This window comes from Coprococcus sp. OM06-34AC (genome assembly GCF_003462545.1).
Classification (GTDB): Bacteria; Bacillota; Clostridia; order Lachnospirales; family Lachnospiraceae; genus Coprococcus; species Coprococcus aceti.
On record NZ_QTZF01000002.1, the window covers coordinates 323,230 to 335,820 of the forward strand.

Here is a 12,591-nt window from a genome sequence, read left to right on the forward strand (position 1 = left end):
TATCCAACATAAGCCAAATGCCCGCAAGAAAACTGCGGGCATCTGTATTGTCTTTATATATTACTGTTTGTCTGTCTGAGTCTCAGCTTTCTGCTCTGCAACAGCATTATCTGCTGCATTTACATTCTCTGCTGTACTCTGCTCTGCACCGTTGCTCTGAACATCTGCATCTGCATCCTTAGCATCGTCTCTATCGAACAGTGCTTCAAACTCAGCTCCTGTTATTCTCTCCTTCTCAAGAAGAAGCTTTGCAGACTTGTGAAGAACATCCACATTCTGCTCCAGAATCTCATAAGCCTCCCTGTAACACTCGTCAACGATTCGCTTAACCTCCTCATCTATGACGGCGGCTATCTTTTCGCTGTATGGCTTGGTATGTCCAAGATTTTTCCCGAGGAATACCTCCTCCTGATCATCGCTCTCATAGTTGATAAATCCAAGATTTTCGGACATTCCATACTTCGTAACCATGGATCTTGCATAACCGCTGGCCATCTTGATATCCTGTGAAGCGCCCGTGGTAAAATTGCCAAATATGATCTTCTCTGCAATTCTTCCGCCCATGCTAACTTTTATCTCGTTGAGCAAATGCGCTTTAGTAAGATATTCCTGATCACCCTGTGGAAGCGGCATGGTATATCCTCCGGCTCCGGTACCTGTAGGTATGATAGACACAATATGCACCGGGCCAACATATGGAAGGAGATGGAACAGTATCGCATGTCCCGACTCGTGATATGCCGTGATTTTACGATCTTCCTCGGAGACCACATGGCTCCTCTTCTCACCACCGACTCCAACCTTGATATATGATTTGTCGACATCTTCCTTATTGATATATTCCCTGCCGGCCTTCGCAGCAGAGATCGCAGCCTCATTCATCAGGTTCTCAAGATCAGCTCCCGAAAATCCGGCTGTTGTTCTGGAGATCTCGTTGAGATCAACATCTTCTGCCAGAGGCTTGTTCGCAACATGAAGCTTGAGGATTTCCTCTCTGCCCTTGATATCAGGAGGATTGACAGATATCTTTCTGTCAAAACGTCCCGGACGGAGGATCGCTTTATCCAGTATGTCCACACGGTTGGTAGCTGCAAGAACTATGATTCCCTCATTCGCTCCGAATCCATCCATCTCTACAAGGAGCTGGTTCAGAGTCTGCTCACGCTCGTCATGTCCACCGCCAAGTCCTGTACCTCTCTGTCTGGCAACAGCATCGATCTCATCTATAAATACGATACATGGTGCATTCTTCTTTGCCTGTGCAAAAAGATCTCTCACTCTCGCTGCACCGACACCGACGAACATCTCCACGAAGTCTGATCCTGAAATACTGAAGAACGGAACCCCCGCCTCTCCTGCTATGGCCTTTGCCATGAGTGTCTTACCTGTTCCAGGAGGGCCGACAAGAAGAACTCCCTTCGGTATACGTGCACCGACCTTGATGAATCTGCCTGGGTTCTTGAGGAAGCACACTATCTCTTCGAGATCCTCTTTCTCCTCACTGAGACCGGCAACATCGTCAAATGTTATTTTCTTCTTATTATTTTTCTTATCTTCCTTCTCTTTCTCATCAGGCTCTGTCATTTTCGCCCTGCTCTTGCCAAAGTTCATCATCTGGCCTCCACCGCCCTGTGATGATCTCACGAACAGCAGCATGACAAAGAACATGACGATCATGACAAGGGCATACGGAATTATCACACTCCATATGCTCGTCTTCTCCACATCGTTCAGGCTGCATCTGGCAACGACCTTCTTATCGTCATCCGAGCTTACGGTCGCATTATACTTGTCCACACTTGCCTGATAGTCGTTATAAATCTTCACGACATCATTGACATCTGTGGAATAAAATGCAAGAGTCTTTCCGTTGGTGAACTGCACCTGAACTATCGCCGTAGGAATCTCTGCATTTGGCTGTATCGACAATGCCAATATCTTGCCATCATCCAAATCCTCTGTCAGATCTGTGTAACTGTAAGTGGTGGTCACTTCAATCTTGTCGCTCTGCATCCATCTGTTTATGAGGATGAAAGCAACTATCAGGATCAACAGATAGATTATCATTCCATTCCTGAATTTTCTCTTATCCATATTTTCCATGTATATGCTCCTTAATCAATATATTACTGCTCTATGACACCTATATATGGAAGGTTTCTGTACTTCTGGGCACAGTCAAGGCCGTATCCCACAACAAATCTGTCAGGGATCTCAAAACCTGTCATATACAGCTCAACCGGGATAACTCTTCTGTCCGGCTTGTCAAGCAGGGTCACAACCTCAAGGCTTGCAGGCTTTCTCTCGCCGAGAAGCTTCACAAGGTATGAAAGGGTTCTTCCCGAATCAAGAATGTCCTCCACGATGATTACATCCTTTCCCTCTATAGACTCATCAAGGTCCTTGTTCAGCTTGACAATACCTGATGACTTTGTTCCATCGCCATAGCTGCTCACAGACATGAAGTCCATGGTGACCGGACTCTTCATTCTCTTCGCAAGCTCACACATGAAGAACACGCTTCCCTTAAGGATTCCGATCAAATGTATCGTCTTTCCCTCATATGCCTTATCTATGGCTGCTGCCATCTCGCTTATTCTGGTTTCCACCTCACTGCTGCTGAGCATAACACCAATCTGTTCTTTCAACTCTGTTTCCTCCTGTTAAAATTCAACTCAATTATCTTTTGTGTATCTTCTGTCACTTTATAATTCTCGCCAATCCTGAGTCCCACAGCCCACACGACCTCCTGCCCGGATGTCACAAGTGGAATATGACGCCGCTTGTCCACCGGTATCTTACAGTCAGTATACAGACGGTTGAGCTTCTTTCTCGAGCCCGCAGAATTAACGACTATATAATCCCCGTTTTCAAATGTCCGCAACTGCAGACACTGTTTTATTTTACCATAATCAAGAAACTTCGTACACTCTTTTTTTGCAAGATCAAGGGCTTCAGGTCTATCGTAGATCCTGACCGTAAGCCTTCCCTCACACAGCTCATACTCACCATCACAGGTGATGTCTATGTCCACGCAGCCCGGCAGCCCGCCATCCTGACAGCTCTGGTCACCGGCGCGGTTCTCACCGCCGGCAAATACCAGTCTGCCGTACTCCAGCCACACCCTCGCACCGGCAGGAAGATTGATCCCCGCCCCGGTGTCAGCCGAGTACAGCTTCGTAACCTCCGACACATGGCTCATGCCGATATCCTTCAGGCCTCCGCACACCATTCCGATGAGCTTTCTTATGACAAGCTCCTGCACGAGCCTGTCCTGCTCCTTGAGAGCCGCCATGTCCAGCTCATATCTCCGGTCAGTGCTGTCTCCGGTCCAGCCACAGCCTTCACTTCTGACATCAATTCCCTGTCCCGTCAGGAAATCATCAACCAGTCCGGCAGCAAGCCGCTCGTAATCAGCCGCCATCATGGCCATCTGGCAAATGTGCTCCGTGGCCTGTCCATTTATCTCATTCATAAGAGGAAGTATCCTGTGTCTTATCTTGTTCCTGGTGTAATCATCCTCATTGTTGGTGGCATCCGTACAGTATCTGATCCCCTGCCGGTCAAGATATTCTTCTATGTGGCTCCTGTCGCTCCCAAGAAGCGGTCTCACTATGTGATCCCTCACCGGGGCTATACCCTTTATGCCGCCCATTCCGGTTCCCCTCGCCATGTTGAACAGAACCGTCTCAGCCACATCGTTGCGGTTGTGGGCGACTGCGATCACACAGCCCTCATCCGCATATCTGGCACGCATCCTGTCAAATGCATCATATCTTGCATGGCGTCCGGCCTCCTCCACGGTCTGTCCGGCCTGCTCCGCAAGCTTCCTGACATCGATCCTGTAAGAGTCGCATGTGACACCATATTCACCACACAAAGTCTCAACGTAGCTCTGGTCACCATCCGCAGCCTCACCGCGTATCATGTGATTTATGTGTACAACGTGTATATCTATTCCCAGCTCCGCCCTGTGCCTTGCCAGCACCGTGAGCAGGCTCACCGAATCCGCGCCGCCGGACACACCGCACACGCAGTGACTTATACCATCAAACATGTGGTATTTTCTTATATACTCAAGAACATTTTTTTCAAATACATCCATACATTTATCCTTCTGTAAATATCATAATTTCATATTATAGCATAGAGTTACTCAGGCTGCGCTACTTTTCTCAGATCCTGATATCACCGCCGCCATGACCGTCACGTCATCCCGAAGCGACACATCCCCCTGTCCTATCATGGCGCCCAGTATATCATCGACCATCCGTCTGCTGTCACCCACTCTTATTCCCTTGAGCACATCCTGCATGTGATCGGACACATCCATATCCGAGAGCCCATCGCTCACCATGACCACGGCATCCCCCGCCGCAAGTTTCACATCCGCCATGTCGCACTCGGCATCGTCCAGCACGCCCACGGGAAGAGTAGTGCTCGTTATCTGGCGTACCTCATTTCCATCATCGCCCGGGCGTATCACATAGGTCACCGACGCCCCCTGCTTGAAGCTCCTCATGGTGCCGTCGTACATGTCTATGACCACCATATCAAATGTCGTGAATATTCTGCCCTTATTTCTCCTGGACATACATCGATTGGCAAATGCAATGCTGTACTCCGGGGTAAATCCCGCCTCCAGCAGCTCCTCCATTGTGTCCAGCATCATGCAGCTCTCGCAGGAGGCCAGGCTTCCGCTTCCCATGCCGTCAGACAGCATCATCACCAGCCTGCCATCCTCATACTCCTTCACCGAGAAATTATCCCCCGACACCGGAGAGCCATATTTCTTTATCCTTCTGACATGGTAACGCCCCTTGTAACGCGCCGCCTCCTCGTACACGGCAGATCTGTACTCATCGAAGAAAAGGCTCGGCGAATCCAGGCCCGCCCTTATATTCTTCCTGAAGTACCCACTCAGTACATCAGCCACCTGTCTTGACAGCACCATGCCCTGACCTGACGTTTTTCCCGCCACATAGTATCGGCTCCTGTTGCCACTGTCCATGGATGCCGTGACCCTGACCTCGTCCATCCCCAGCGATCTTATCTGCCCCAGCAGCTTTTCATCGGATATCTCCCTCGCCTCACCTATCAGATCTATCTGTCTCCTGAAGCCATCCACGAGCTCGCCGATCTGTCCCAAGCTTATCGCCGGCTCATCGCTCCCGGCAAATGTATAATCGAGCCGTCTAAACACATTTGCCATATCTTCTATCTTGCAGGCCGTGAGTCTGTTAATCTCCGCAGCGGCCGCCTGAAGACACGCCGGATCTGTCTCCTCGTCCATGGCGCCCAGCAGAGCACCAGGTATACACGCGAACAATACGACCGGAACGGCGATATTTATATAGTAAAATGCGATCTCCCGCCCAGAGCCGTTCCACAGCACTGTCCCATCCGCCACGGAGGCAAGAACGCATCCCAGAACATAGAACAGACTTGCAGACACCTTTCTTCTCCCAGTGAGTGCCCGGCCTATGAGCATGACCAGCGTCACAAGGAGCATCCACATGAGCCACCTGCTGTCATTCAGCTTGACCGACACGATGCTTCCCGCCACCGCCGCCATTCCGCATCCGTACACCGCTCCAGTTCTATACACCGCGTACAATATCAGAACTAGAGCCAGCATAAATGCCGGATTCACACTGTAGATATCCTCACCCGGAACAACCCACAGAACGACCGCCGCCAGCGCCATGAGGCTCACTATGCCCTGACTTACATTCCAGCTCTCATCCCTCTCCACATCCGAGGCATCCCCGCAGATATATGTATATAGAAGTCCAATCCCCGGTTTCAGTATCACACTGGCACACATGAATATCGCAGCCTCCACCACTCCATAAGCGGCAGCCATAAGCATGTTATCCGCATATACCACTATGTTTCCCATAAGCACGGCAGCCGACATGACGACGATCACCCTGACATACGATCTGGAATTTCTGGAGTACACGATCTTCATAAGACACATCGCAAGTCCCAGAAGCACCAGATATTTCTCCGTCACCATCACACCGGAATACACAGGCCCCGGTATCATATACTCATCTGCGTGCAACAGCCCTGCTATGCCCATAGATCCGGCTGCGACTCCCGCCGCACACCCGATGCAGGTTATCATGTATCTCCCACACACCGCACAGGCCGCCACATACACAGCCAGAACCACCGGGGCTATCCCCCAGACCATGCATAAGCCGCTGACCATACACAGAATAGCCACCGCCATCACTCCGACGAACCCATTTACCTTTTCTCTCATCAACACTTTCCCGCCTTCCTGTTCATAGTGACAAGAAGTATATCCGTCAAATGCGCAAAAAAATAGCGAATGCTGAAATCAGCATCCGCTATGTTCTGACTTTATTCCTCCGGCTTTACCACGATTTCGTCAGGATATATGAGACCGAGCTGTGATCTGGCCACATCCTCAACATACTCATCTGTCTGCATATATTTCTCACGCTCTTCAAGCTTCTTATAATCTTCCTTCGCACTGTCAAGCTGTTCCTGAAGCTCCGCCGCCTGAACCTGCAGGCTCTCCTTCTGTGCTTTCAGGCTCTGTGCTTTGTACAGTACAACCACTGCCAGCAATATCAGACAGCTCACAACCAGAACCATTCCAAGCTTCGTTGTGATCTTGTTATTCTTTTTTGACTTTGATCTGCCGACCGTCTTACTCATTAGAAACTCCCCATTCATTACTTTATTACTTGTCTTTTCTTGTAATAATATACAAAAAGTTCGTAGCCAAACGAACATATTGACATAATTTTACTATTTAAGACTAATTATGTCAACGCACTTTTCGCCGTCACATTTTCACATTTTTTGAATCTTGTTTTTTCTTACACAATATATGGTTTGCAATTTTCGAAGCAGCCCAATTTATAGTAAAAAATACAAGTAAAAAACTTGAAAAAAATCCTAAAAAAATATATAGTCTCAGATCTCCGTCACAGCATATGTAACTGACCGCCATAACTACTACACTTAATATCAACCAAAGTGTAATATCGCATATCCACGCCACCGCACGGCTGTTCCTAAAGAGCTTTGAGATGAACCAGAACAGCGATCCCAGTACACCTGAGCACACTCCGGCTGCAACACATATCCCATATCCCCAGAGCTGCCCTGCCGCCATATCGCTCATCACTTGAACAACCCCTTTATAGAAAAGGCACCTTCCTTGTCACCCGAATATATCATGGAGTTGATATTTCCTGTGAGATCCAGTATTCCCTTGTCAAGGTCCAGATTTGTCGCCTGCATATTCTTGCCTATTATCTTGAGTTTCCCCTGCTCGGTCACCAGCAGAACCAGATCAGGATCTATGGATGTGACCTTGCTGATCCCTGTCATGGACAGACTGTTCCTGTTGTCCATGACCACCTTGTGGGTTTTTGCCTTATTAACTTCCCCCATGTTCAGAAACCTTCTCAAGCTATTTAATAAACTATATGAGCCCACAAAAAAAATATGCCGGAATACACTATGTATATTCCGGCATATTTTTACACATACTCAAACATATCCTTGGCATCTTCCTTTTTAGTGGAATCTGCAATCATTGTAACTCTGACCTTCACCGTCTTGTTGCCAAATGCTATCTCGATAACATCTCCAACCTTGACATCGGTTCCGGCCTTAGCCACTTTGTCGTTGACCATGACTCTTCCGGCATCGCATGCCTCGTTCGCCACGGTTCTTCTCTTGATGATCCTGGATACCTTAAGATATTTATCAAGTCTCATATCAAACCCTTAAAGATTAGTTGATTGAATCCTTTAATGCCTTTCCAGCCTTGAACTTAGGTGCCTTTGAAGCAGCGATAGTCATTGTCTCGCCAGTTCTTGGGTTTCTACCCTCTCTAGCTGGTCTCTCTGATACCTCGAATGTACCAAATCCAACTAACTGAATCTTCTCACCTTTCTTTAACTCATCTGCTACAACGTCTGTGAAAGCCTTTAATGCTGCCTCAGCGTCCTTCTTTGATAATTCTGTCTTCTCAGCGATTGCTGCAACTAATTCTGTCTTATTCATTAGATAATTCCTCCTTTAAAAAAATAAATGCTCTCTGTCATCCGCCTGCTACCCGCAAAAGCAGAAAACTCTGAGCTCAACATGTATAGTTATACCTAAAATGGTTATATTTGTCAAGGAAAATAAGGGATTTCGAGGCCGAAACCCCTTGATTTTACTCACTTTTTGCCAAATTCTTGCATTACCGGCTACCCTTCCATCTGTTTGCCCAAAAATGCCGCCGCGATCACCGCTGCTTTTTGCTCTATCTCTCCTATTCTGTGTCCGCTGTCACGCACTATCACGATGACAGAGCCCACTGCATCGCCCTCTGATATGATGGTCTGCACCACCTGTCCATCGTAATCCAGGTCGTCTGTGGTTATGTGTATGAACTTCGCATCGCCTTTGCGGGCAACTATCGCTTTCCTGTCGTTTATCACGCTCTCAAGCTCACTGTGAAGCTCCTTGCCCATCAGCTCCCTCTTAGGCATCCCCGCCACCGCTATGACAGAATCACGATCCGTGATAGCCACGGGAAGCCCAAGGCTCTGGGATATGGCCTCCACATACTGCTGTGCAAATGCAGTCAGATCAGCCATGGGCGAATACTTCTTGAGAACGATCTCGCCCTCCTTGCCGGTAAATATCTCCAGTGGATCCCCCTCTCTTATCCTGAGGACCTTTCTTATCTCCTTCGGGACGACTATCCTTCCGAGATCGTCTATTCTTCTCACTATTCCTGTCGCCTTCATAAACAGTATCAACCCTCCATTGCATGTTAAATAATTGCTTTGGAGTTATTATGTGGAAAATCATCAAAATTATTCTTCCATGATCCCGGCCAGCGTCATCTTTAGATCCGCTGCGCTTATCGGCTTTGCTATGTGTCCGTTCATGCCCGCTTCAAATGCTTTCTTACGGTCTTCGTTGAACGCATTCGCGGTCATGGCGATTATAGGTATATCTGCAAGCCGTTTGTCGTCAAGCTTTCGTATGAGCATGGTTGCCTTGTAGCCGTCCATGTTCGGCATCTGTATATCCATGAGAATGAGATCGTAGTATTCAGGCTCCGCTTTCTCCAGCATGTCTATACACTGGATTCCGTCTGCAGCGTGGTCGACCTCCATGCCTGCGCCGGCAAGTATGGTCATGGCTATCTCCGCATTCAGGTCGTTATCCTCCGCCAGAAGTATTCTTCTGCCCTCAAATGAATAATCTTCATTGCGTTTCGAGACCGCACCTATGTCAGTTATCTCCTCCGATATTCTGTGTGTGAGCGTCACGGTAAATGTGGTTCCCTTGCCCGGCTCACTCTGTACGTCTATATCTCCGCCCATGAGATCGACTATCTTCTTGACTATCGCCATGCCGAGTCCTGTTCCGAACTGTCCACTCTCCGTAGATGTCTGCTCCCTGCTGAAATCCTCAAATATGTGCTCCAGGAAATCCTCTGACATTCCGATTCCCGTGTCGCTCACCATCGTGCGGATCTTCACATAGCCGTCCCTGTCGCACGGAAGCTCGTCTATATTCACGGTAACGCTGTCCCCCGGAAGAGAATATTTGTATGCGTTGTTGATGATGTTCATAAGTATCTCTTTCAGTTTCACAACATCACACTGTATATTATTGTGCTGGGCATTCACATTCCATGTAAAGTCTATGTTCTTCTCCTTCATCTGGCTCTCAAACAGCCAGTACACCGAATAAAGACTTTTGAGTGATATACTGCTCTCGTCCAGTTCTGTCTTGCCACTCTCTATCCTCGCCATTTCCAATACATTGTTGATAAGAGACAACAGATAATCACTTGATGATCTGATCTTGGCTATATAATCGCGCGCCTTGTCCTGGTCGGACAGGTTGTCATTCAGAAGGTCTGTGAAGCCTATTATCGCGTTCATAGGGGTTCTTATATCATGAGACATGGAGTTGAGGAACACCGTCTTGGCGTTGTTAGCCTTATTCGCCATATCCAGGGCATTCTCCAGATCGTGGTTGGCCTTCTCGATAACCTCAAGCTTCTCAATCTTTCTGATATCCTCCATGCAAAGCTCTATATACACGAACATCGCCGAAAGCGTCAGTCCAGCCAGAACATAAGAACCACCCGCAACAATCTGCAACACTGAACATATAAGCGCAGGTATGAGTGCTATAGTTATGATGACAGCAGATCTCTTCTCTCTTCTGGTAATGGAATATACTATCGCACTGACGAGTGTCACAAATACATAGGTATACGGAAGCACCACCTGAAGTGCAAACAATACTCCTCTGCGATACATGCCCGTATCATCCACGTAGAAAAGCCAGCCTGTCCACCACGAGACCACACACAGCACAATCATCAGAACAAGCGGAATACTGCGCAATACCCGTATTATCTTTTTTTCCACAAATAATGAATTCTGTATACTCTCGAAAAAATAAAACCATTCATATGTCACAAATGTCTCTGCGATCATGAATCCGCAATTCAACACAAAAACCACCGCGGCCGGCATACGCACCAGTCCTGCGTCAACCATTCTTACAGGTATATTTATTATCTGGAAAGCAATTACTCCGAATACAAAATGAGAAAACAATCTTATGATCTTATTATTTCTTTGATTAAGACATCTCACACCTATATAGAGCATGATTATCAGTATGGTGTATTCACACATCATCGTCTGCAAGTGCTGTGTCATATTTATCCCCCCCTTAGCGTAATACGCTGAATTCTCTGTTATGACTGCTCCATACCTCGTAGAGCATTTCCTCAAACTTTCCTATGTTCACCGGCTTGGACAGATATCCCTTCATCCTTGCCCTTGGTAGCATTGAACTCATCAACCAAATTGTCAAATATTGCCTGCTGGGTTCCATTGTAGTAATGCCATATCTTCAGTGATACCGGATGATCTGGATCAAGATTCACATTCTTCGCTGTATCGCCGTCTGAGTCACCACAACCAGCAAGCATACTCACGACCATAACGGCCGCCATCATTCTGGCAATAGTCCTCTTCTTCATCTTATAAGTCCCCTCTCTTTTCTCACACTACAATGATCTATTCAACACTCTTAAGAGCATTTACAGTTATCTTATACTGCTCACTGACCTTCTCATACAAAGCCTCATATCCATCAAGCTCTCTCCCCCTGAGCTTCTCTGTCAGATCCGAGCTCACTGTATACAGATTCTTAAGTCCAAGGTTCAGACATATCCCCTTCAGTGTATGTGCTGCCCTGAATGCCTTCTCAGCATTCTTCTCCGTAATAGCCTCTGTCAGTTCATTGTAGCTTCCATCATCTATAAACTTAAGTGCGAATCTCTGTATAAGGCTCTCACTGCCAAGTCTGCCAAGTACATCCTCAAAATCTGCTCCTATTGTATCATAACACTCTCTGATGTTCATATCTGGTTCTCCTTCTTCATCTCATATCTGCACACAAGCTCTTCAAATTCCTGTCTGGACTCCTTGAAGCACTCTATAAGTCTCGGTGAAAATGTTCCACACTCTCCATCAAGTATCATCTGATATGCCTTGCCCTTCTCTATAGCCTTCTTGTATACCCTGTCACTCACAAGAGCGTCATACACATCCGCTATGGACACAAGCTGTGCCGATATCGGTATATCCTCACCGGCCAGTCCGTCAGGATAGCCCTTTCCATCATATCTCTCATGATGGTGGCGGCATATCTCATAGCTGATCTTCTCGTATTCCTCACTCCACGTGCCTGCAATCTGTGTAAGTATCTCACAGCCCTTTGTCGTGTGGGTCTTCATATATTCAAACTCTTCATCTGTAAGCCTGCCCGGCTTCAGGAGCACACTGTCCTTGATGGCTATCTTGCCTATGTCATGAAGTGGACTGGCTGCAACTATTACAGCTATCTTCTCCGGTGTAAGGCCGTACTCCGGATATTTCTCCGCAGCCTTCTCTGCAAGTATATTGGTAAATTCCTTTACCCTCTTGATGTGCTCACCGCTCTCAAGATTTCTGTATTCAACAACCGTGCCTAAAACGTCCACTATCTTCTCATTGGTCTCACGTATCTGCTCTGCCTGAGCCTGAAACAGTTTGTTCTTCTCCTCCAGCTCTCTTGTCTGCAGTCTGACTTTATCCTCCAGATGATTCTTATACATGAACAGATCCACGGTATTCTTGACCCTGCGTCTGACTGTCACACTGTCAAATGGCTTTCTGACGAAATCCGTAACCCCCATTTCAAGGCACTTTACCTCAACATCCCTGGCTGATTCCGCACTTATGACTATGACCGGTATCCTGTCAAGCAGCTCGTGTTCTCTCATGTAATCAAGCACCGCATATCCATCGACAATCGGCATGATCAGATCAAGGAGCATCGCTGTTATCCCTTCACTCTCTGACTTCAGTATGTCTATGGTCTGCATACCATCAGCAGCCTGAATCACTTCATACTTATCACCAAGTGCAACTGCAAGTATCTCTCTATTCAGCTCAATGTCATCGACTATCAATACTTTTTCTCTCATTTAATTAACTCCTCAACATAGTATTTTTAATGTCCCAG

Annotated in this window: 14 protein-coding genes; all 14 read right to left on the minus strand. The window is 47.3% G+C overall.

Annotated elements, in window-relative coordinates; translation table 11 throughout:
- Positions 1-60: 60 nt before the first annotated feature.
- Positions 61-2,103, minus strand: coding sequence for an ATP-dependent zinc metalloprotease FtsH (gene ftsH, locus DXB91_RS04690; protein ID WP_118016943.1), 2,043 nt, complete (start codon positions 2,101-2,103; stop codon positions 61-63).
- A gap of 23 nt (positions 2,104-2,126) precedes the next feature.
- On the minus strand, positions 2,127-2,648 hold the full coding sequence (gene hpt / locus DXB91_RS04695; protein ID WP_118016944.1) for a hypoxanthine phosphoribosyltransferase: 522 nt from the start codon (positions 2,646-2,648) through the stop codon (positions 2,127-2,129).
- Positions 2,645-4,105, minus strand: coding sequence for a tRNA lysidine(34) synthetase TilS (tilS, locus tag DXB91_RS04700; protein WP_117550171.1), 1,461 nt, complete (start codon positions 4,103-4,105; stop codon positions 2,645-2,647). The genes hpt and tilS overlap by 4 nt, the downstream gene beginning before the upstream one ends.
- 51 nt (positions 4,106-4,156) lie before the next feature.
- Positions 4,157-6,274 carry a SpoIIE family protein phosphatase gene (locus DXB91_RS04705; RefSeq protein WP_201859048.1) on the minus strand — a complete coding sequence of 706 codons (2,118 nt, stop codon included), beginning with the start codon at positions 6,272-6,274 and terminating at the stop codon, positions 4,157-4,159.
- A gap of 101 nt (positions 6,275-6,375) precedes the next feature.
- Positions 6,376-6,696: an FtsB family cell division protein gene (locus DXB91_RS04710; RefSeq protein WP_055145071.1), complete on the minus strand. Its 321-nt coding sequence runs from the start codon at positions 6,694-6,696 to the stop codon at positions 6,376-6,378.
- A gap of 130 nt (positions 6,697-6,826) precedes the next feature.
- Positions 6,827-7,168, minus strand: coding sequence for a spore cortex biosynthesis protein YabQ (gene yabQ, locus DXB91_RS14740; protein WP_118016946.1), 342 nt, complete (start codon positions 7,166-7,168; stop codon positions 6,827-6,829).
- Complete coding sequence (locus DXB91_RS04720; RefSeq protein WP_055272159.1) at positions 7,168-7,440, minus strand: YabP/YqfC family sporulation protein; 273 nt, start codon at positions 7,438-7,440, stop codon at positions 7,168-7,170. Before DXB91_RS04720 ends, yabQ begins: the two co-directional genes overlap by 1 nt.
- Before the next feature lie 89 nt (positions 7,441-7,529).
- Positions 7,530-7,769: an RNA-binding S4 domain-containing protein gene (locus tag DXB91_RS04725; protein ID WP_117550167.1), complete on the minus strand. Its 240-nt coding sequence runs from the start codon at positions 7,767-7,769 to the stop codon at positions 7,530-7,532.
- Between the two features lie 16 nt (positions 7,770-7,785).
- Positions 7,786-8,058: an HU family DNA-binding protein gene (locus DXB91_RS04730; protein WP_015534609.1), complete on the minus strand. Its 273-nt coding sequence runs from the start codon at positions 8,056-8,058 to the stop codon at positions 7,786-7,788.
- 188 nt (positions 8,059-8,246) lie between these two features.
- Positions 8,247-8,792 carry a stage V sporulation protein T gene (gene spoVT / locus DXB91_RS04735; protein ID WP_117550165.1) on the minus strand — a complete coding sequence of 182 codons (546 nt, stop codon included), beginning with the start codon at positions 8,790-8,792 and terminating at the stop codon, positions 8,247-8,249.
- A gap of 69 nt (positions 8,793-8,861) precedes the next feature.
- Entirely contained in the window at positions 8,862-10,736 is a 1,875-nt protein-coding gene (locus DXB91_RS04740) for a hybrid sensor histidine kinase/response regulator (protein WP_118016947.1), read from the minus strand.
- Positions 10,737-10,807: 71 nt separating this feature from the next.
- Positions 10,808-11,062, minus strand: a complete 255-nt coding sequence (locus tag DXB91_RS04745; RefSeq protein ID WP_117550161.1) for a hypothetical protein — start codon at positions 11,060-11,062, stop codon at positions 10,808-10,810.
- A gap of 37 nt (positions 11,063-11,099) precedes the next feature.
- Positions 11,100-11,447 carry an Hpt domain-containing protein gene (locus tag DXB91_RS04750; RefSeq protein WP_117550159.1) on the minus strand — a complete coding sequence of 116 codons (348 nt, stop codon included), beginning with the start codon at positions 11,445-11,447 and terminating at the stop codon, positions 11,100-11,102.
- Positions 11,444-12,553, minus strand: coding sequence for an HD domain-containing phosphohydrolase (locus DXB91_RS04755; protein ID WP_117550157.1), 1,110 nt, complete (start codon positions 12,551-12,553; stop codon positions 11,444-11,446). Before DXB91_RS04755 ends, DXB91_RS04750 begins: the two co-directional genes overlap by 4 nt.
- Positions 12,554-12,591 lie beyond the last annotated feature (38 nt).

What these genes read in the sequence shown, in the direction of transcription:
- spoVT (WP_117550165.1), bottom strand. Translation starts at nt 8,792, where the DNA reads ATGAAGGCGACAGGAATAGTGAGAAGAATAGACGATCTCGGAAGGATA.
- DXB91_RS04720 (WP_055272159.1), bottom strand. Translation starts at nt 7,440, where the DNA reads ATGGGGGAAGTTAATAAGGCAAAAACCCACAAGGTGGTCATGGACAAC.
- yabQ (WP_118016946.1), bottom strand. Translation starts at nt 7,168, where the DNA reads ATGAGCGATATGGCGGCAGGGCAGCTCTGGGGATATGGGATATGTGTT.
- DXB91_RS04730 (WP_015534609.1), bottom strand. Translation starts at nt 8,058, where the DNA reads ATGAATAAGACAGAATTAGTTGCAGCAATCGCTGAGAAGACAGAATTA.
- DXB91_RS04710 (WP_055145071.1), bottom strand. Translation starts at nt 6,696, where the DNA reads ATGAGTAAGACGGTCGGCAGATCAAAGTCAAAAAAGAATAACAAGATC.
- DXB91_RS04755 (WP_117550157.1), bottom strand. Translation starts at nt 12,553, where the DNA reads ATGAGAGAAAAAGTATTGATAGTCGATGACATTGAGCTGAATAGAGAG.
- DXB91_RS04740 (WP_118016947.1), bottom strand. Translation starts at nt 10,736, where the DNA reads ATGACACAGCACTTGCAGACGATGATGTGTGAATACACCATACTGATA.
- DXB91_RS04705 (WP_201859048.1), bottom strand. Translation starts at nt 6,274, where the DNA reads ATGAGAGAAAAGGTAAATGGGTTCGTCGGAGTGATGGCGGTGGCTATT.
- DXB91_RS04745 (WP_117550161.1), bottom strand. Translation starts at nt 11,062, where the DNA reads ATGAAGAAGAGGACTATTGCCAGAATGATGGCGGCCGTTATGGTCGTG.
- tilS (WP_117550171.1), bottom strand. Translation starts at nt 4,105, where the DNA reads ATGGATGTATTTGAAAAAAATGTTCTTGAGTATATAAGAAAATACCAC.
- ftsH (WP_118016943.1), bottom strand. Translation starts at nt 2,103, where the DNA reads ATGGAAAATATGGATAAGAGAAAATTCAGGAATGGAATGATAATCTAT.
- DXB91_RS04725 (WP_117550167.1), bottom strand. Translation starts at nt 7,769, where the DNA reads ATGAGACTTGATAAATATCTTAAGGTATCCAGGATCATCAAGAGAAGA.
- DXB91_RS04750 (WP_117550159.1), bottom strand. Translation starts at nt 11,447, where the DNA reads ATGAACATCAGAGAGTGTTATGATACAATAGGAGCAGATTTTGAGGAT.